Source organism: Methyloceanibacter caenitepidi (assembly GCF_000828475.1).
Taxonomy (GTDB): Bacteria; Pseudomonadota; Alphaproteobacteria; order Rhizobiales; family Methyloligellaceae; genus Methyloceanibacter; species Methyloceanibacter caenitepidi.
Map to the genome: position 1 here is coordinate 978,837 of NZ_AP014648.1, position 18,280 is coordinate 997,116.

An 18,280-nucleotide genomic window follows, 5' to 3' on the forward strand; every position below is an offset into this window, starting at 1 on the left:
TATCACGTTTGCGTTGGGTTCTCTGGCGGCGTCGGCCTGCCGCGGCTAGTCTCGCCCCGGTTTTGGAAAAGCAATCCGAAGGGGCCGTCCATGCGCCGCTCGATCTTAGCGCTCGTCCTATCGCTCGCCGTACCGGCCGCCGTTATGCCGGTCGCCGTCTTGCCGAGCGCTGCAGTGGCCGCGCCGGCCCGCATCGTGATCCTGACGAGCGCCGAAGCGGCGGATGCCTGGCAGCTCTGCGAGATCGGAAGCCAGCGCGCGCAGGGACTGCGCTACAACTATCTCGGCGACAAGGCCGCAAAATCCCTCTTCGTCGAGGGTACGGCGCCCGCGTTCTTCTTCGCCATCACGCCCCACACGGTCGCGACCGTGACGCCCGCCGCGTCGAGCTGGCGCAAGCCCGTCATCCACTATTCGGTCTTGCCGAATGACGATCCCAAAAAGCTGGAGGAGGCGTTGCACGAGCGCACGCGCGAGGCCGCGGGCAACGTGCTCAACAATCCGGCCCTCAGGGGCAAGACAATTGTCATGGTCTGGGACCGCCGCCACATCGCCGACCCGGAATACGACAGGAAATATGAGCGTGAGGCCGCGGTCACGCTGCGGCAGCTTTTCCACCTCGACATCGTGCCGGGCGTGCCGCGCGAATGGCCGGCCGCCAATCACGACTATTTCTGGGTCGTCGACTTTCCGGAGAATTCGAACGTGCCGCTCAAATTCGAGGTGGTGAAGCAGGACTTCGGGAAATCGTTCCCCGACGTCCCTGCCAACGATTGGGGTGAGCCCGCCGGCCTGGACGCCGGTTCCGGCTGCCGTGTGGAATAGGTCGGGCGGGTCCGAACTGCGCTAGCCGGCGCCCTGGCGTTCGGTCGCGCTCTTTTCACCGTAGTAGAAGCCCGTTACGGCGCCCACCAGGCCGACGAGCGGCGCCAGCAACACTTCGCCGATCGAACGGATCGCGGTGAGTCTCAGCGCTTCGGTCGAGCACTCCGAGCTGCTGCTGAGACAGCCGACCGTGGAATAGCTGGCAATGCCGATCATCGTGCTGATCACGACGACCAGGGTCAGAAGCAGCAGCATGGCGATCCACCCGCGCATCGTCTCGCGCTTCCGCTCGCGATCGTAGGGCGTGGTGGTGAAACCGCCGTTGCCGTTGCTTCCTGCCGCGGCGGCGCCAATTGGGCGGATCGTCGTGAGATCGACTGTCAGCTTTCCTGAATCTGGAGCTTGGTTCATGACACCTACCCTCTATTCCTACTCGGGCACCCTTTTGCGGGTCACCTGCGCCAAAGTGTGGTTCGGCTTCTCGATAAGGAGCTTGGAGCCGGCGGCTTCGTTCTGCGCGATGAAGTTCTCCGTGCTGATGGCCTGAGAAAGAACCGTGTTCGCCGAAACCCCGCGCTGCTCCGCCAGGTTCTTCAAAGTCTCCAGAAGCGATTCGGATATCTCGGCGGTGATTTTCACCTTCGGAGTTTGCTCTGACATGGTGCCTCCAGTCCTATGCTGCGTGCGGCCTAATAACACGTATAGGTAGAATATATTGCCAACACACTATATTGGCTAGCAACAAAAAAGGGCCGCCCCGAGGGACGGCCCTTGTCGTCTGCAGCCTGACAGGCGTGGACTACATCATGCCCATGCCGTCCATGCCGCCACCAGGCATCGGCATGGGGTCGTCCTTCTTCGGCAACTCGGCGACGCCGGCCTCGGTGGTGACCAGAAGGCCGGCCACGGAAGCGGCATCCTGTAGGGCCGTACGGACCACCTTTGCCGGGTCGATGATGCCCTTCTCGATCAGGTCGACATAGGTGTCGTTCTGGGCGTCGTAACCGAAGGTCGGCGACTTCTGGTCCATGACCTTGCCGACCACGATGGAGCCTTCGACGCCTGCATTCTCGGCGATCTGGCGAATGGGCGCCTGGAGTGCGCGGCGCACGATATTGATGCCGGCCTCCTGATCGTCGTTGTCGCCCTTGGCCTTCAGCGCCTTCGAGGCATGCAGCAGCGCAACGCCGCCGCCCGGTACGATGCCTTCCTCGACGGCCGCGCGGGTCGCGTTGAGCGCGTCGTCCACACGGTCCTTCTTCTCCTTCACTTCGATCTCGGTGGCGCCGCCGACCTTGATCACCGCAACGCCGCCGGCAAGTTTCGCCAGACGCTCCTGCAGTTTCTCACGGTCGTAGTCGGACGTCGTGTCCTCGATCTGCTGACGGATCTGAGACACGCGGGCCTCGATCTCGTCCTTCTTGCCGCCGCCACGAACGATCGTGGTGTCGTCCTTGGTGATGTTGACGCGCTTGGCCTTGCCCAGCATCTGCACCGTGACGTTCTCGAGCTTAATTCCGAGGTCCTCGGAGATCATCTCGCCGCCCGTCAGGATCGCGATGTCCTGCAGCATGGCCTTGCGGCGATCGCCGAAGCCAGGCGCCTTGACGGCCGCGACCTTCAGGCCGCCGCGCAGCTTGTTGACCACGAGCGTGGCGAGCGCTTCGCCCTCGACGTCCTCGGCGATGATGAGCAGCGGACGGCCCGACTGCACGACCGACTCGAGCAGCGGCAGCATGGCCTGGAGGCCCGACAGCTTCTTTTCGTAGATCAGGATGTAGGGGTTCTCGAGCTCGGTCGTCATCTTGTCGGCGTTGGTGACGAAGTACGGCGAGATATAGCCGCGGTCGAACTGCATGCCCTCGACGACCTCGAGCTCGGAATCCAGGCTCTTGGCTTCCTCGACGGTGATCACGCCCTCATTGCCGACCTTCTTCATGGCCTGAGCGATCATGTCGCCGATGGACTTCTCGCCATTGGCCGAGATCGTACCGACCTGGGCGATTTCGGCGGAGCCCGAAACTTCCTTCGACTGCTTCTGGATCGTGCCGACAACCTCGGCGACGGCCTTGTCGATGCCGCGCTTCAGATCCATCGGGTTCATCCCGGCGGCCACGGCCTTCAGGCCTTCGCGCACGATGGCCTGGGCAAGAACGGTCGCGGTCGTCGTGCCGTCGCCCGCGGTCTCGTTGGTCTTGGACGCGACCTCTTTCAGCATCTGCGCGCCCATGTTCTCGAACTTGTCCTCAAGCTCGATCTCCTTGGCCACGGTGACGCCGTCCTTCGTGGTGCGCGGGGCACCGAACGACTTGTCGATGATGACGTTGCGGCCCTTCGGACCGAGCGTCACCTTCACGGCGTTGGCAAGCACGTCGACGCCCTTGAGCATGCGCTCACGGGCTTCGGCGGCGAATACAACGTCTTTTGCTGCCATTGAACTATTCTCCGTTGTGGATCGACACTCCACGGCGGCCGCCTAGTCGCGCGGCCGCAGGGGGAATCGGTTTCGATTGGGTGTGGGCGGGCCTAGCCGAGGACGCCCATGATGTCGGACTCCTTCATGATGAGGAGTTCGTCGCCATCGATCTTGACCTCTGTGCCGGACCATTTGCCGAACAGGACCTTGTCGCCGGCCTTCACGCCGAGCGGATGAACCTTGCCATCCTCACCGAGGACGCCGGGGCCCACGGAAACGACCTTGCCAGTCTGCGGCTTCTCGGCCGCGGTGTCCGGAATGATGATCCCGCCTTTGGTCTTCTGCTCTTCCTCGAGCCGCTTGACCACGACACGGTCATGCAGGGGACGGAATTTCATGGATATGCGCTCCTATTTGCTGGAACTCCGATGTTTGGCACTCAGGCCTCCCGAGTGCCAATAGCCCCGCTTGTACGCAGGCCACTCCGAGGCGTCAAGGCGCGCGGAGGCTGCAAACCCTTAGCGGAGCGCGTTCGGTGATCGATGGGCCGTCAGGGCGCGACCCGGCGCGTGAAGGAAACGATATAGGCCGACGAGCGGATCGCGAAGATCGGATCGTTGGTCGGCCCCGCCACGCCGTCGGCGACGTTGGCCGGCAGAAACGAGAACGCATCGCACGTGGCCTCCGGTGCAATTGCCTCGATACTCACTTCACCCAGGGAGACCTTCTCTCGGTTGTCTTCGTCCCAAAGGGCGGTGGCGTCGTCTGTGGGGTCGCCCTCTTGGCCGATAATCGCAACGACATCGAACCTGGCCGGGTCTTTGGCGAGTCTGGCCGTGATCTCATCGGCGAGGAAGTTGGGCCCTTTCGCCTCGGCCTCCGCGTCCGTGAGTGTGATTTCGCCTGAAGACGGAAGGAGCTTGAACTTCGCGACGGTCTCCTCGCCATCGGCATTTGTTAGCGTGAAAGCGTGCACACCCCAGTAGTTGACCCCAGCATAGCTCGCCGGAAGAGGCCGCGCGTTGAGCCACGTGCCCTGGCTTTTCGACTCGGGGTGCGCGTCGAAGAATGCCTTGACCTTGTCGGCGTCGCCGCTCGTTACCGCGGTCAGAAGATCAAGAAAGGCCTGGGGTGTGTTGGCGACAAAGACCGGCGCCGAGATCGTCACTAAATCCGTGCTGGCGCCATCGCCGAGATCGAAGCGCAGCGCAAGGCCCTTCGGGTTGCCCTTGTCGTTGTCGGGGGCCTCCGGGTTGCCGCCTGCGAGCGAGAACCGGCCGATCACAGGAACCGGCTTTGAGAATTGCGGCGCCTTGCTGAGGCCCGGCGCCTCCTTCGAGGGGGTGAAGACGCCAGTCACGCAGACGCCCTTTGGGTGGGCGGCCCGCTTGTGCGGATACTTGCCGAAAGCCTCGCTCAACGCGCCGACAAGATCGGCGGGACCGGGTTCGGCCGAAGCATTCGGTATGAAGATGCCCGGCGCGGAGAGTAGCGCTAGTGCGGCAGTGGCGACGGCGATTCGAGAAGCGCAAGACATGGCGTGTTCCTGGGCGAAATGGACGGATACCGGCAATCTAGCCGCGCGCGGCTGCGGCGCATCACACGTTGCAACACACTTTATTGATGGGCGAGTGACGCAGCGTCGCATTGATCGATGCGAAGCGCGCTTGGGCGTGCACCTTGGCCTTGCGCCGCAAGATTGCTATCACGGAACGTGCACAGCCAATTTGATGTTGCTTTGCAATAGCCTGTCGCCCATGATTTCGAAAGCGAGGGGCGGCGCGACAAGCCAGGACCATTTGGAACGGCGTGGCCATGTGTTCATGGAACGCCGTCCATTGGAGCAGGTCTTGACGGTACCACGTGCCGCTTCAGGAGGGCTCGCAATGCTTGACGTGATTGTTCTCGTGGCCATGGCCATCACGGCGGCCGCATTCGGCGCCGGTTTGACCATGCAGGCGGGACTTCCGCTGCTGCCGGTTCTCATCGGGGCTATCGCGCTGTTCTTGGTAATGGCGACCACGTTCCTTCGGGTTGGACGCGGCAGCGGTGGAGGCGGTGGCGACCGGCTCGACGATCTCGAGCAAGCGCTTGAAGTGATCGACATCGATTTGCAGCGGCTCGACCGCGTTGAAGACGGGATGAACCGTCTTCATGCTTTGCATGACAAGGTGGAACGTCTGGATCAGCACGTCGCGAGCGGCGCGCTCGGCGCTGCCGGTTCCGAAGGGCTGTCGGTGGATCTTCAGCACGTCTACGACCGCATTGAGGCCGTTCGCGCCGAGGTTACGAATGAGAGCCGCGCCCAACGGCAGAAGATCGCCAACGATCTGGGCGCTCTGGAGACGCTGATCGCACAATTGGTCGGTCGCGCGTCCGCGGCGGCGCCTGCGAGCAGTCCTGCGCTGGCCAACCCTGCGCCAACTATGGCGGCAGTGACCGCCGCCGACGCTGAAGCGGAGATCGAACGCAAGTCAGCCTCGGTGTTCGAGCCAGAATCCGTCGAGGAACCCGAGCCCGATTTCGAAGAAATTGACGAAGAGGAAGTCGATCTCGTCTTGGAGCCCGAGCCGCAGGAGAGCGCCCAGTCCGAACGGCAAGACGGCACTGGCGCGGAGGCCGGTCTCGAGAACGCCGAGGATGAGGATAGCGGCGATCAGGAACGGGAGGTCGGCCGCGAAGAAGCCATTCTCGCGGCGGCGTTGGCCGCGGCGCAGCCCGAACCGACGCCCGAGCCTGAGCCCGAACCCGAAGAGACCCTCGAGGAATTGGCCTACGACTTCGCGGAAGATGACGGCGACGCGATGCTTGAGATCATTCGCGAGGGCATCGAACAGGGCAGGGTCGACCTGTATCTGCAGCCCACCGTCACCCTGCCGGGGCGCAAGGTGCGCTATTTCGAAGGGCTGACCCGCATCCGCAAAGCCGACGGCGAGATCGTGATGCCGCGCGATTACATGCCCGTGGCCAAGCGGTCCGCGCTCATGCCACTGATCGACAACGTACTCGTGGTCCGCGCCGTCCAGGTGCTGCGGCGACTCGGCCCCGATGCGCCAATCGAGGGTGTTTTCGCCAACATCTCTATGCACTCCCTGCTCGATCCCGACTATTTCCCGGAACTCATCGAGTTCATGGAGGAGAACGCGAACCTTAGCGACAGCCTGATCTTGGAGATCAGCAGCGCGGAGATGCAAGGGCTGAACGATAGCGAAATCGGCTGCCTCGATACGCTGAGCGCCTTGGGCTTCGGCTTCTGCCTCGACAACGTGGCCGATATCGAGACCGGTTTCGACGGGCTCGGCGACCGCAATTTCCGTTTCGCCAAGGTCAGCGCGGCGCAGTTCCTCGGCGGGCCGGGACGCAATGCGGCCGATCTCAAGCGGAGACTGGATGCGGCGGGCATCACGCTGATCATCGAGAAGGTCGAGAAAGAGAGCGACGTGGCGCGGCTCCTCGACCACGGAATCGAGCTGGCGCAGGGGCACCTTTTCGCCGAGGCAGAGCCGATGAACACGGCGCTCTCCCGCGAACTGTCAGGCGCTGGCGCCGGCTAAGCCGGTCAGAAACGTCCGACCGCCCGTACCGCGCGACCGATCGAGACCGGTCTAGTCGCCTGTTTCGAGGTCGCGCTGTAGCTCCTCGTCTTCAACGTTGCCGCCACCTGTCGTCTTTGCCCGGTCGGGCGCGGGCATCATCTCGCCGCCGGATTTTGTCGCAGGGACTTCGTCGGGCTCGAGGTCCCGTTGGACCTCCATGTCTTCCTCGTCCTGGACCGGCACGACCAAGGACGGGGCCTTCAGATCGTGGGTGGGCAGGGCAAAGGCCGGTCCGGCGGCGATTGCGAGAGCGGCAACTCCCATCCAAGCGACGGCGTTCAATCGGGGCATCGTCTCCTCCTAGCGTTCTGTGCAACGAATGCGGGTCGTATCCTCGCCGCGATCCTATCACCGCCGCGCCTTTGGACGTAGCGCTTCGACAGGCCGCATCCGCTGTCCTTGACCGGCGGCCCCCGACCCTCTAACCGAGCGCCATGGAAGCTTCCCTGAAAATTCCCGTCATCGAATCCATCCGCGACGTGTCGGAGGGCCGCCGGGTCTGGTTCGTCGACATCTGGGGTGTCATGCACAACGGGCGCGACGCCTTTCCCGATGCCTCGGCTGCGACGCGCGCATTTCGCGAGCAGGGGGGTGTGGTCATTTTGCTGTCGAACTCTCCGCGTCCGAGCCCCGACCTCCAGGCCCAGCTTCGGATCATCGGCGTGCCGGACGACGCCTATGACGCCACCGTGTCCTCAGGCGATCTCACCCGGCATGAGGTCGGAAAGCACAAGGGCGCGCGGGTATTCCATCTCGGCCCAGAGCGCGATCTGCCGATCTTCCATCAGGCGGATGTCACGCTGACCGGTCCGGAAGAGGCCGAGCTGATCGTGTGCTCGGGTCTTTTCGACGACCAGGTCGAGACGCCGGAAGACTATGTCGACCTGCTGGCGAGCCTTGCCGCCCGCGATATCCTGATGATCTGCGCCAATCCCGACCATAAGGTCGAAAGCGGCCACCGGCTGATCTACTGTGCCGGCGCCCTGGCCGCGGCTTATGAGAGCCTCGGCGGCAACGTCGTCTATGCAGGGAAGCCGCACCAGCCGGTCTACGATCTGGCGTTCGAGACCGCATCGAAGATTGCGGGCGCACGCGGCGAAATCATCTCGAAGTCAGACGTCCTCGCGATCGGCGACGGTGCCAAGACCGACATCATCGGGGCGGGCGCGTTCGGTGTGCCGTCCGTGTTCGTCGCGAGCAAGCTGCATGCGCCGGATGAGAGTGTAGGATTGCTGGATGCCGAGCACCTGGAAGGGCTCTTTGCGGAGGAGCCGAGCCCGCCGATCGCCGCCACGCACGGTCTGCGCTGGTAGGCGCGTCCTCCGGCCGGTCCCACTGTCAGCCGTTGAAGGCGGATTCGATCTTCGACCTGAGCGTAACTGCATTGAATGGCTTTAGCATGTAGTCGCTGACGCCGGCCTGCATCGCCTGCGCTTCGTGTTCGCGCGAGCCGTCCGCCGTGACCATGATGAAGGGGGTGCCAGTCAGGCCGCCGTCCGCGCGGACCTCGCGCAAGAGCTCGTAGCCCGTCATCGGCGCCATGTTCCAGTCGGAGATGACGAGGCCGTAGCGCCTCTCATGCATCATTTGCAGTGCCGCGCTGCCGTCACAGGCGCCGTCCACGTCTGCAAAACCGAGTTGCGTGAGGAAATTGCGGATGATCCGGAGCATTGTGCTGTAGTCGTCGACGACGAGCACCGGCATTTTGAAATCGAGTGGCATGGCCGTCCTCCGTATGCCTCCTTCAAGGCTACGGAAACATGGTTAACAAAATCTTAATTGCTTGTTCTACATGATGTTTTTTGGGGACGCAGGGGCCGGTCGAGACCTGTTGCGGCGCCGCAAGCGCTTCGCTATTTTGCGCCCCTCTTAAAAAACACCAACACCGCAGGGAGTACACGCATGAGCCTCGACCACGGCTACTATCTGGAGGACTTGTCGCCCGGAATGGAGGCCAGCGTCTCCAAGACCGTGACGGACGAGGACATTACGGCATTTGCGGAACTCTCCGGTGACATCAATCCCGTCCACTTGAACGAAGAGTTCGCGGCCGGAACCGTGTTCAAGAAGCGCATCGCGCACGGCTTTCTGACCGGCTCGCTGTTCTCCACGGTACTGGGAACCAAGATGCCGGGACCGGGCTGCATTTACATGTCCCAGACCATGAAATTCAAAGGCCCTGTCTTCATCGGCGACGAACTCATCGCCACATGCAAGGTGACTGCCGTCGACATGGAGAAGGGGCGTGTTTCCTTCGATTGTGTCTGCGAGGCCAACGGCCGGCCCGTTCTCACCGGAGAGGCGCTTCTGATGGTCTCCCGCCGCCCCACGGACGACTAGTTCCGTTCAAACCGGAAGGATTTCCGATGGACATCGTCCGCTCCTGGCGGGAAGCACCGCCGGACCAGAAAGGCGCGGTCCTGGCCATCGGAAATTTCGACGGCGTTCATCGCGGGCACCAGGCGGTTCTCGGTGTGGCCAAGGCGATAGCGGCGGCCGAAGGCAGAAAGACCGGGGCGGTGATCTTCGAACCGCACCCGCGCGAGTTCTTCGCGCCGGGCCGTCCGTTCTTCCGGCTGACGCCTTTGCCTGTGAAGCTGGAGCTGCTCGAGGCCTTGGGCCTCGACGTCGTCTTCGTCCTGCCCTTCGACCGGCCGCTGGCTGACCTGTCGGCCGACGCGTTCGCCACCGATGTCCTTGGTGAGGCGTTCGGCGCCCGCCACGTCGTGGTGGGCTACGATTTCGTCTACGGCAAAGGCCGAACCGGCACGGTCTCGCATCTTGCGGCCTCGGGCGAAGCCGCCGGTTATGGCGTCGACGTGGTGGAGCCGGTTCAGCTCAAGGGGAAGACGGTCTTCGCTTCCAGCGCGATCCGGGAGCATTTGTCCAAGGGGCGGATACGGGAAGCCGCCGAACAGCTCGGTTATTGGTGGCGCGCGCGCGGCGCCGTCGCCCATGGCGCGGGGCGCGGGCAGGGGCTCGGCTTCCCGACCGTGAATTTCAAGCTCCTGCCCGGCCAGGATGTCTGCCACGGCATTTACGCGATGCGCGTGCACCATGCGGGCGGGCGCCACGATGCGGCGGGCTATGTGGGGCCGCGTCCCACATTCGGCGCCGGCGAGCCTGCGCTCGAGGCCTTCCTGTTCGACTTCTCCGGCGATCTCTACGATCAGACCATCGAGGTGGAATTCATCGACTTCATCCGTCCCGACCAGGCCTTCCCCGACGGCGAGGCGCTGGCGGCACAGATGGACAAGGACTGCGAGGCCGTTCGAGCCGTGCTGGCGCGTGTCGAGGCCAGCGATCCGATGCGGCAATTCCCGCTCGGGGCCGCTCTTGCCACGCGGACACTGGATTGTCGCTAGCCCGGTTGCTAGAACGCCCCGCAACTCGAATCGCGACTTACGCGATCCAACACGGGCGGACATAGAAATCATGGTCACCAAGTCGAAGAGCGGCAAGAGCGCGTCCAAGAGCAAGAGCGCCGCCAGCCCCGCGCGCAAGAAGAAGAAGACCAAGATGGCGGGCAAGACGACGAGCACGGCGAAGCAGAAGCCGGCCTCGAAGGCGAAAACCGCGGCTGCGCCCAAACGCAAGCCGGCGGCCAAACGGCCTGCCGTCAAGAAGGCTGCGCCGAAGAAGGCGGTGACGAAGTCCGCGAAAAAGACCGTCACCAAGAAGCGCACCGCGAAAACAGCTGCGCCGAAGAAGGCTGTGGCGAAGAAGGTCTCGGCAAAGAAGACGATGCAGAAGACCGTGAGGAAGGCTTCGCCGAAAAAGACCGTTGCGAAGAAGACGGCACGGAAGACGAGCGCCAGGAAGGCGGTGGCGAAGAAGACGGTCTCCAAAAAAGTTTCCGCGAAGAAGGCTGCGGCGAAGAAGCCGAGCACCAAAAGAACCGTCGTCAAGAAGACCGCGGCGAAGAAGGCGACTGGCAAGAAAGCCGCGCCGAAAAAAGCGGTGAAGAAGACAGCGAAGAAGAGCGTGACGAAGGCCCGTGTGGCCCCGAAGGCCGCGGCACCGAAGAGGGCGTCCGCGCCGAAGAAGGCCGCTGCGCCGAAAAAGGCGCCGGCAAAAAAGAGAACAACCAAGACAACAACGGCGCCCCGCAAGGCGGCCAAGCCAAAGACGATCGCGAAAAAAACTGAGATGACGGACACCACAATGCCTCCCGCACCTGAGGCGGCGCCCGAACCGGTGCAGCCGCAAACGGAGCGGGACTGGAGCGAGACGCTGTTCCTGCCGAAGACCGAGTTCCCGATGAAGGCGGGCCTGCCGCAGCGCGAGCCGGAGCTGCTGCAGCGCTGGGCCGAGATGGGCCTGTACGGGAGGCTGCGCGAGAAGGGGCAGACCCAGGACAAATTCGTGCTGCATGACGGCCCGCCCTACGCGAACGGCCATCTTCACATCGGGCACGCGCTCAACAAGATCCTGAAGGACGTGATCTGCCGCTCGCAAAGCATGATGGGCAAGGACGCCAACTATGTGCCGGGCTGGGACTGTCACGGCCTCCCCATCGAATGGAAGGTCGAGGAGGAGAAGTACCGCTCCAAGGGCAAGGCCAAGCCGGATTTCACCGACTCGGAAGCCATTGTCGCTTTTCGCCGCGAATGCCGCGCCTATGCGGAGCATTGGCTGAACGTGCAGCGCGACGAGTTCAAGCGCCTCGGCATCGAAGGCGACTGGGACGATCCCTACACAACGATGAACTACAAGGCCGAATCCACCATCGCGCGCGAGCTGATGAAGTTCGCGATGAATGGATTGCTGTATCGCGGCTCCAAGCCCGTGATGTGGTCCGTCGTGGAGCGCACGGCTCTTGCGGAAGCCGAAGTCGAATATCAGGAGATCGAAAGTCCGGCGATCTATGTGAAGTTTCCGATCATGTTCGCGACGGACGAAAATCCCGATCCCGGATTTTTGCAGCATGCCTCGGTCGTGATCTGGACGACGACCCCGTGGACGATCCCCGGCAACCGCGCCGTCTCCTATTCGCCGTCCATTTCATATGGGCTGTACGAGATCACCCAGGCGCCGGAAGACAATTGGGCCAAAGTCGGCGAGCGGCTGATCCTGGCGGATGCGCTTGCCGAGACCGTCAAGAACGCCGCCCGTATCGAGGGCTGGAATCGTGCTGGCGACGTGACGGCCGGGATGCTCAGCCAGGTCATGTGCGCGCATCCGTTGCGCGACGAGGATGCTTACCGGTTCAAGGTGCCGCTGCTCGCGGGCGATCACGTCACCGAGGACGCGGGCACGGGCTTTGTGCACACCGCGCCCGGTCATGGCGCGGACGACTACAACATTTGGGTCGAAAGCGAAGGGCTCCTGCGGGACCGTGGCATCGACAAGACGATCCCCTTTACGGTCGACGAGGCCGGCTTCTTCACCAAGGACGCGCCGCGCTTCGCGGGCAAGCGCGTGGTCGACGACAAAGGCAAGTTCGGCGACGCCAACGAAACCGTCATCCGCGCGCTCATGGACGCGAAGGCACTGCTGGCGCGCGCCCGCTATCGCCACGACTATCCGCATTCCTGGCGGTCCAAGAAGCCCATCATCTTCCGGGCGACGCCCCAATGGTTTATCGCCATGGACCAGAACTTCGAGGCCGGCGAGAGCCTGCGCACCCGTGCCATGGACGCCATCGAGGCCACGCGCTTCGTGCCGCCGCAAGGAGAGAAGCGCATCAAGGGCATGGTCGAGACGCGGCCCGATTGGGTGGTCTCGCGCCAGCGCGCCTGGGGCGTTCCCATCACCGTGTTCGTCCACAAGGAAACGGGCGACGTCATTCCGCGCGGGGACTTCAATGCATCTGGCGAACTCATCGACCGTATCGCTGCCGCGTTCGAGGCCGAGGGCGCGGACGCCTGGTTTGTTGAAGGCGCCAAAGAGAGGTTCCTTGATGGGCTCGTGGACGATCCGAACGCCTGGGAGAAGGTCGGCGACATTCTCGACGTCTGGTTTGACTCCGGCTCGACCCATGCCTTCGTGCTGGAGCAACGCCCCGACCTGAAATGGCCGGCGTCCCTCTATCTTGAAGGCTCCGACCAACATCGCGGGTGGTTCCAGTCATCGCTGCTGGAGGGCTGCGGCACGCGCGGCCGCGCGCCGTTTGACGAGGTCCTCACCCACGGCTTCGTCAACGACGAGGACGGGCGCAAGATGTCGAAATCGCTCGGCAACGTAGTGTCGCCGCAAGACGTTATCCGCCAGTCGGGTGCGGAGATCCTGCGGCTGTGGGCCATGAGCTCGGACTATGCCGACGACCTGCGCATCGGGCCGGATATCATCAAGGCGAACGTGGATTCGTATCGACGCCTGCGTAACACGCTGCGCTTCCTCCTCGGCAACCTCGCGCATTATCGCGACGATCTCACCGTCGCTTATGACGAGATGCCGGAGCTCGAGCGTTACATGCTTGCCCGTGTCGCCGAGCTCGATGCGTTGGTGCGCGAAGGGTATGTCGTCTACGACTTCAAGCGCGTCTTCCACGCGCTGCTGAATTTCTGCGTCAACGATCTGTCGGCGTTCTATCTGGATATCCGCAAGGACGCGCTCTATTGCGATCCGCACGACAGCCTCACGCGGCGTGCAGCGCTCACGGTCATGGACCGGCTCTTCGCCGCGCTGACGGCTTGGCTCGCGCCCATGCTGTGTTTCACCATGGAAGAGGCCTGGCTCTCCCGCTTCCCCAACGACAAGGGCTCCATCCATTTGCGCGACTTCCCCGACGTGCCGGAAGAATGGGACGACGCGGGACTTCGCGAGAAATGGCGGAAGGTGCGGCAGATCCGGCGCACCGTTACGGGTGCGCTCGAGGTCGAACGCCGCGAACGGCGCATCGGCTCGAGCCTGGAAGCCGCGCCGGTCGTCTTTGTCGCCGACGAGGGCTTGCGGGGCGCGCTCGACGGGCTCGACCTGGCCGAGATCGCGATCACGAGCGGGGCGCGTCTCGTTGCCGGCGAGGGGCCGGCGGACGCTTTCAGGCTCGAGGATGCGCCCGCCGTGGCGGTAGTCTTCGCACGGGCGGAAGGCAGGAAGTGTGCGCGGTCCTGGAAGGTCCTCCCCGACGTCGGGGCCGATCCCGAGTTCCCGACCTTGTCGCCCCGTGATGCCGAGGCCGTGCGCCAATTCGACCGGCGCACCGGGCAGGCGGGGTAGCGTCATGCTTCGTCGCTGGTTCTGGGGACCCTATTCGCCGCTCGGGCTTCTCGTGGCTTTGGCGACGTTGGTGGCGGACCAGGGGAACAAGCTGTGGATGCTCTATGTCTACGATATCGGCACCAAGCAGCCCGTCGAGGTCACGCCGTTCTTCGACCTGATCCTCGTGTGGAATAAGGGCATCAGCTATGGGCTGCTCCAGCAGGATGAACTGCTCGGGCGCCTGGCGCTCGTCGCGTTCGCCATTGTCGTGAGCCTGGCCTTGATCGCCTGGCTAGCCCGGATATCGACCGGCCTGACGGCCGTCGCCATCGGGCTGATCGTCGGCGGGGCGGCCGGAAACGCCATCGACCGGGCCGTGCATGGGGCCGTGGCGGACTTCTACTCGTTTCACGCTTTCGGCTTTCAGTGGTACATCTTTAATATTGCCGATGTAGCGATCGTTGCCGGGGTGGTCGGACTTCTGTATGACTCGCTTTTCGGGGGTCACAAAAAGGCCGGAAACCCCTCTAAAATGTAAACAAATCCGGATTTTTGGGATTTGAGGGGAGCTTTTGGGGCACGTCACAGCCATAAATGCCGCACGGCGGCTTGGAACGATCGCGGCAGTCTTTGCCTGCGCGGCGCTCCTTGGCGGGTGTGGCGGTGTCGAGCTCGAAGGCAAAGTCTTCGACTATGCCGGCTTGTCCGGCAAGGTCGGCGGCCCGAAGGCCGATCCCACAATGAGCGCGCGTGCCCCTCTGATGGTGCCGCCGAACACCCAAAGTCTTCCCGCGCCGACCGAGACTCGCTCCGTCGCTGCGTCCCGCCAGGATTGGCCGGACGATCCCGAAAAAGTCCGGGTGCGTGAGGTCGAGCAGCAGAAGGCCGTGGTTGCAAAGGCCGAGGCCGCAGCCGAACCGCTCAACGCCTATGCGGGCCGCGAGACCCTTCTCGACAAGCTGTTCCAGGGCGGCAAGAAGAAGAGGATCGAGGAACCGGTTCCCGACGTGCCGGAGCCGGATGCCTCGGATGTCATTCCGGGCTCGAGGCCGGCAGTGGCGACGAGCAGCCAGCCGATCACGCCGCACCAGGCACAGGCGCCGCTCCCCGATCAGAACAGGCAGGCCTTCGAGCCGAAAACGCCGAACAGCTATGAGAGCGGTTCCGGCACCCAAAGAAGCCTTTACTAGGCTGACGCCGCTCTCAGGGCCCGTCCGCGGACGGGTCAAAATCCCGCTCAGCCCTTCGGAAACCTTGCGAATCTGTAAGTTTGGCCGCCGCATCGCGACCGCTAAACTTGTTTGAATCGACGGATTGGGCGTCCCACATGTTAGGGTGGCGTCCCGAAGGCGTCGTGAGCGCCGTGGCGTTCGCTTGGCGTCACTTCCTCTAGCCTTCCGCTAAAGGTGCCATGAATGTTCAAACACTGGATCGCCGCGACCCTCTTGCGGGCCGGCTTGGTCATAACCCTGGTGAGCCTATCCATGCCAGTTGCTACCCTTACCGCTGAGGCCGACAAGGCGCCGGCGGCATCGCCGCAGAAGCCCGCGAAGAAAGCCTCCGAATTCAAATTGGAAAACGGGCTCGAAGTGGTCGTCATCCCAGACCACCGTGCCCCCGTCGTCACCCAGATGGTCTGGTACAAGGTCGGCGCGGCCGACGAGCCCTACGGCGTCTCCGGAATCGCCCATTTCCTAGAGCATTTGATGTTCAAGGGCACGGAGACCATCCCGGCAGGCCAGTTCTCGAAGATCATCGCCCGCAAGGGTGGGGACGACAACGCGTTCACGAGCCAGGACGTGACCGCCTATTTCCAGCGTGTTGCCAAGGATCGCCTCGCCTCCGTGATGGAGATGGAAGCCGACCGCATGAAGAACCTGCGGCTGACCGAGAACGATGTGAACACCGAGCGCGACGTGATCCTCGAGGAGCGGCGCTCCCGGGTCGACAACGATCCGAGCAGCCTCTTGCAAGAACAGATGATGGCGGCCCTCTATCGCAACCATCCCTATGGCATTCCCGTCATCGGCTGGGAGCACGAGATCGCGAAGCTCGACCGGGAGGATGCGTTCGCTTTCTACGACCGGTTTTATGCGCCCGAGAATGCGATCCTGATCGTCGCCGGCGATGTGGAGCCTGACGAAGTGCGCGCCCTCGCCGAAGAGACTTTCGGCAAGATTCCGGCGCGCGGCGAGCCGATCAAGCGTGAGCGTCCCGCCGAGCCGGAACACGATGCGTCTGTCACCGTGACTCTCGAGGACCCCCGTGCCGGTCGCACGACCGTCCAGCGCTTGTACATCACGCCGAGCTACACCACCGGGAAGCCCGGCGAAGCGGAGGCGCTCGAGCTTCTTGCCCGTATCATGGCGAATGGGAGCACGGGCCGTATCTACAAGAGCCTGGTCGTCGACAAGGGAGCCGCGGCCTCGGCGGGCGGCTGGTACTCGGAATCGGGGCTCGACTCCGGGCGCATGGGCTTCTACGCGATCGCCGGCGACGACGACACGCCCGAGGAGATGGAAGCCGCGATGGATGCAGTCATCGAGGACGTTCGCGCCAATGGCGTGACGCAGGAAGAGCTCGATCGGGCCCGCGCTGGGCTCCTGGCCGAGTACATCTACAACTCGGATTCTATTTCCCGCATGGCCCGGCAGTATGGCTGGCGTCTGGCGGTGGGGCTCGATGTCGAGGATGTCGAGGATTGGCCAAACCGGATCAAGGCGGTGACGACCGAACAGGTGCACAACGTCGCGAGGGACTATCTTTTGGATGAGAATTCAGTAACGGGCATCCTCAAGCCCGCGCCGGAGCACACGAGCAATGTGCAGGAAAAGCCGGTGCATGCGACAACCAAGGACAAGTCATAAGATGCCGGTTACGGTCCGCACGTTGCTGACAATGGTCTGCCTGTGTCTCGCTATGGCCGCGCAGATGTATCTCGCGCCGTCCGCGATGGCGCAGAAGGCGTTGCCGGATTCGCCGGCGCCGACGGCTAAAGAGACCGCTCAAGGAAAGATGATGAGTATCCAGGAAGTCACGAGCCCAGGCGGAATCAAAGCCTGGCTTGTAGAGAGTCACGTCAACCCGCTGATCTCGATCCGCTTCGCCTTTTTCGGCGGTGCGGCCCAGGATGCTCCTGGCAAAGAGGGTCAGGCCTATTTCGTGACCTCGATGATGGACGAGGGCGCGGGTGAACTCGATGCGACTGCTTTCCAGGAGCGCGCGGAGTCCTTGGCCATGCAGTTGGATTTCGACGCCAGCCGTGACGTGATGCTGGGATCGCTGCAGACCCTGACGGAAAATAAGGACGAAGTGTTCGATCTGGCCCGTCTCGCCATGACGGAGCCGCGCTTCGACGAAAGAGCGACGGCGCGCGTGAAGGCGCAAATCCTGGCCGGTCTGAAATACGACGAGAACGACCCGGCCACGGTCGCCTCCATTGCCTGGGATCGCCTCGCGTTTCGCGACCATCCCTATGGACGTCCGGTCAAGGGTTCGCTTGAGTCCATCAGCGCGATAACGGCCGACGATCTCCACGACTATGTCCACCGTGTCTTCGCACGGGACAAGCTCGTCGTTTCCGCGGTCGGCGACATCACGCCCGAGGAACTCGGCAAGGCTTTGGATACCCTGTTCGGCGGGCTGCCGGAGAAGGCGGACCTGCGGGACGTGGACGACGCCACGCCGCCGCTCGGCCCCGCACGCGAAGTCATCAAAATGAATGTTCCGCAGTCCGTTGCGCAGTTCGGGTTCCGCGGCATCGCGCGGCACGACGACGACTTCATCCCGGCCTACATCCTGAATTACATCATCGGCGGCGGCGGTTTTTCCTCGCGGCTGATGGAGGAGGTCCGCGAGAAGCGGGGGCTCGCCTATTCGGTGACGTCCAACCTGTTTCCCTACCGGCACGGATCGGTCTTTGTCGGCAATGTCGCGACAAAGAACGAGGCGGTCGGCCAGTCCCTGAAGGTTATCCAGGACGAGTTGGAGGACGTGGCGGAGAACGGTCTGACCGAGGACCAGCTCGATGCGGCCAAATCCTATCTTACCGGCGCCTACGCCTTGCGGTTCGAGTCCTCGTCGAGCATCGCCAATCAGCTTCTGTGGATTCAGATCGAGGATCTGGGCATCGACTATGTCGCCAAGCGCAACGCGCTGATTGAGGCGGTCACGCTTGACGACATCAAGCGCGTCGCGGCCCGTTTGCTCGCGGCCGACCAGCTCATCACCACAATTGTGGGCCAGCCCGTCGAGGAGCCCGTCGCCGAAGGTGCGCCAGGCTAGGCTCTCTCCGCCACAG

The 18,280-nt window shown here is 63.4% G+C and carries 17 protein-coding genes; 10 read left to right on the top strand and 7 right to left on the bottom strand.

The genetic code is table 11. The features are described 5' to 3' along the window. Positions 1 to 90: 90 nt before the first annotated feature. Complete coding sequence (locus tag GL4_RS04545; protein WP_045365047.1) at positions 91 to 825, top strand: hypothetical protein; 735 nt, start codon at positions 91 to 93, stop codon at positions 823 to 825. 21 nt (positions 826 to 846) lie between these two features. Here GL4_RS04545 and GL4_RS04550 read toward each other — a convergent pair whose 3' ends face one another. From GL4_RS04550 to GL4_RS04570, 5 genes are all read right to left on the bottom strand, one after another. Next, on the bottom strand, positions 847 to 1,236 hold the full coding sequence (locus GL4_RS04550) for a hypothetical protein (protein WP_045365050.1): 390 nt from the start codon (positions 1,234 to 1,236) through the stop codon (positions 847 to 849). A gap of 18 nt (positions 1,237 to 1,254) precedes the next feature. Continuing rightward, a complete protein-coding gene (locus tag GL4_RS04555) occupies positions 1,255 to 1,485 on the bottom strand; it encodes a hypothetical protein (protein ID WP_045365053.1) in 231 nt (76 codons plus the stop codon). Positions 1,486 to 1,624: 139 nt separating this feature from the next. After that, on the bottom strand, positions 1,625 to 3,259 hold the full coding sequence (gene groL / locus GL4_RS04560) for a chaperonin GroEL (protein WP_045365055.1): 1,635 nt from the start codon (positions 3,257 to 3,259) through the stop codon (positions 1,625 to 1,627). Positions 3,260 to 3,351: 92 nt separating this feature from the next. Next, positions 3,352 to 3,639 carry a co-chaperone GroES gene (locus GL4_RS04565; protein WP_045365058.1) on the bottom strand — a complete coding sequence of 96 codons (288 nt, stop codon included), beginning with the start codon at positions 3,637 to 3,639 and terminating at the stop codon, positions 3,352 to 3,354. Between the two features lie 152 nt (positions 3,640 to 3,791). Further along, a complete protein-coding gene (locus tag GL4_RS04570) occupies positions 3,792 to 4,778 on the bottom strand; it encodes a catalase family peroxidase (RefSeq protein ID WP_045365062.1) in 987 nt (328 codons plus the stop codon). A gap of 349 nt (positions 4,779 to 5,127) precedes the next feature. Here GL4_RS04570 and GL4_RS16555 point away from each other — a divergent pair, with 349 nt between their 5' ends. Next, entirely contained in the window at positions 5,128 to 6,795 is a 1,668-nt protein-coding gene (locus GL4_RS16555) for an EAL domain-containing protein (RefSeq protein ID WP_052464116.1), read from the top strand. 51 nt (positions 6,796 to 6,846) lie between these two features. On the opposite strand, the gene GL4_RS04580 is transcribed toward GL4_RS16555, so the two are convergent. Further along, the gene (locus tag GL4_RS04580) at positions 6,847 to 7,128 is read right to left on the bottom strand and encodes a hypothetical protein (RefSeq protein WP_156137391.1); all 282 of its coding nucleotides are present in this window, start codon (positions 7,126 to 7,128) and stop codon (positions 6,847 to 6,849) included. 143 nt (positions 7,129 to 7,271) lie between these two features. Here GL4_RS04580 and GL4_RS04585 point away from each other — a divergent pair, with 143 nt between their 5' ends. Further along, positions 7,272 to 8,150, top strand: coding sequence for a TIGR01459 family HAD-type hydrolase (locus GL4_RS04585; protein ID WP_052464117.1), 879 nt, complete (start codon positions 7,272 to 7,274; stop codon positions 8,148 to 8,150). Between the two features lie 25 nt (positions 8,151 to 8,175). Here GL4_RS04585 and GL4_RS04590 read toward each other — a convergent pair whose 3' ends face one another. After that, positions 8,176 to 8,559, bottom strand: a complete 384-nt coding sequence (locus GL4_RS04590; protein ID WP_045365068.1) for a response regulator — start codon at positions 8,557 to 8,559, stop codon at positions 8,176 to 8,178. Between the two features lie 180 nt (positions 8,560 to 8,739). Between GL4_RS04590 and GL4_RS04595 the strand changes: the two genes are divergently transcribed. The 7 genes from GL4_RS04595 to GL4_RS04625 all read left to right on the top strand — a co-directional run bounded on the left by GL4_RS04595 (position 8,740) and on the right by GL4_RS04625 (position 18,264). After that, on the top strand, positions 8,740 to 9,177 hold the full coding sequence (locus GL4_RS04595) for a MaoC family dehydratase (RefSeq protein ID WP_045365070.1): 438 nt from the start codon (positions 8,740 to 8,742) through the stop codon (positions 9,175 to 9,177). A gap of 26 nt (positions 9,178 to 9,203) precedes the next feature. Then, entirely contained in the window at positions 9,204 to 10,202 is a 999-nt protein-coding gene (locus tag GL4_RS04600; RefSeq protein WP_045365073.1) for a bifunctional riboflavin kinase/FAD synthetase, read from the top strand. A gap of 799 nt (positions 10,203 to 11,001) precedes the next feature. After that, positions 11,002 to 13,998 carry an isoleucine--tRNA ligase gene (gene ileS / locus GL4_RS04605; RefSeq protein ID WP_045369444.1) on the top strand — a complete coding sequence of 999 codons (2,997 nt, stop codon included), beginning with the start codon at positions 11,002 to 11,004 and terminating at the stop codon, positions 13,996 to 13,998. Between the two features lie 4 nt (positions 13,999 to 14,002). Then, entirely contained in the window at positions 14,003 to 14,518 is a 516-nt protein-coding gene (gene lspA, locus GL4_RS04610) for a signal peptidase II (RefSeq protein WP_045365076.1), read from the top strand. Between the two features lie 34 nt (positions 14,519 to 14,552). Further along, the gene (locus GL4_RS16560; RefSeq protein ID WP_052464118.1) at positions 14,553 to 15,170 is read left to right on the top strand and encodes a hypothetical protein; all 618 of its coding nucleotides are present in this window, start codon (positions 14,553 to 14,555) and stop codon (positions 15,168 to 15,170) included. 225 nt (positions 15,171 to 15,395) lie between these two features. Next, on the top strand, positions 15,396 to 16,847 hold the full coding sequence (locus tag GL4_RS04620; RefSeq protein WP_052464119.1) for a M16 family metallopeptidase: 1,452 nt from the start codon (positions 15,396 to 15,398) through the stop codon (positions 16,845 to 16,847). 1 nt (position 16,848) lies between these two features. Then, positions 16,849 to 18,264 carry a M16 family metallopeptidase gene (locus tag GL4_RS04625; protein ID WP_045365079.1) on the top strand — a complete coding sequence of 472 codons (1,416 nt, stop codon included), beginning with the start codon at positions 16,849 to 16,851 and terminating at the stop codon, positions 18,262 to 18,264. Positions 18,265 to 18,280 lie beyond the last annotated feature (16 nt).

Coding starts and splice junctions, on each gene's coding strand:
- GL4_RS16555 (WP_052464116.1), top strand. CDS start 5,128: ATGCTTGACGTGATTGTTCTCGTGGCCATGGCCATCACGGCGGCCGCA.
- GL4_RS04590 (WP_045365068.1), bottom strand. CDS start 8,559: ATGCCACTCGATTTCAAAATGCCGGTGCTCGTCGTCGACGACTACAGC.
- GL4_RS04580 (WP_156137391.1), bottom strand. CDS start 7,128: ATGCCCCGATTGAACGCCGTCGCTTGGATGGGAGTTGCCGCTCTCGCA.
- ileS (WP_045369444.1), top strand. CDS start 11,002: ATGCCTCCCGCACCTGAGGCGGCGCCCGAACCGGTGCAGCCGCAAACG.
- GL4_RS04565 (WP_045365058.1), bottom strand. CDS start 3,639: ATGAAATTCCGTCCCCTGCATGACCGTGTCGTGGTCAAGCGGCTCGAG.
- GL4_RS04545 (WP_045365047.1), top strand. CDS start 91: ATGCGCCGCTCGATCTTAGCGCTCGTCCTATCGCTCGCCGTACCGGCC.
- GL4_RS04620 (WP_052464119.1), top strand. CDS start 15,396: ATGTTCAAACACTGGATCGCCGCGACCCTCTTGCGGGCCGGCTTGGTC.
- GL4_RS04595 (WP_045365070.1), top strand. CDS start 8,740: ATGAGCCTCGACCACGGCTACTATCTGGAGGACTTGTCGCCCGGAATG.
- GL4_RS04585 (WP_052464117.1), top strand. CDS start 7,272: ATGGAAGCTTCCCTGAAAATTCCCGTCATCGAATCCATCCGCGACGTG.
- GL4_RS04625 (WP_045365079.1), top strand. CDS start 16,849: ATGCCGGTTACGGTCCGCACGTTGCTGACAATGGTCTGCCTGTGTCTC.
- GL4_RS04555 (WP_045365053.1), bottom strand. CDS start 1,485: ATGTCAGAGCAAACTCCGAAGGTGAAAATCACCGCCGAGATATCCGAA.
- GL4_RS04550 (WP_045365050.1), bottom strand. CDS start 1,236: ATGAACCAAGCTCCAGATTCAGGAAAGCTGACAGTCGATCTCACGACG.
- GL4_RS04570 (WP_045365062.1), bottom strand. CDS start 4,778: ATGTCTTGCGCTTCTCGAATCGCCGTCGCCACTGCCGCACTAGCGCTA.
- GL4_RS04600 (WP_045365073.1), top strand. CDS start 9,204: ATGGACATCGTCCGCTCCTGGCGGGAAGCACCGCCGGACCAGAAAGGC.
- lspA (WP_045365076.1), top strand. CDS start 14,003: ATGCTTCGTCGCTGGTTCTGGGGACCCTATTCGCCGCTCGGGCTTCTC.
- groL (WP_045365055.1), bottom strand. CDS start 3,259: ATGGCAGCAAAAGACGTTGTATTCGCCGCCGAAGCCCGTGAGCGCATG.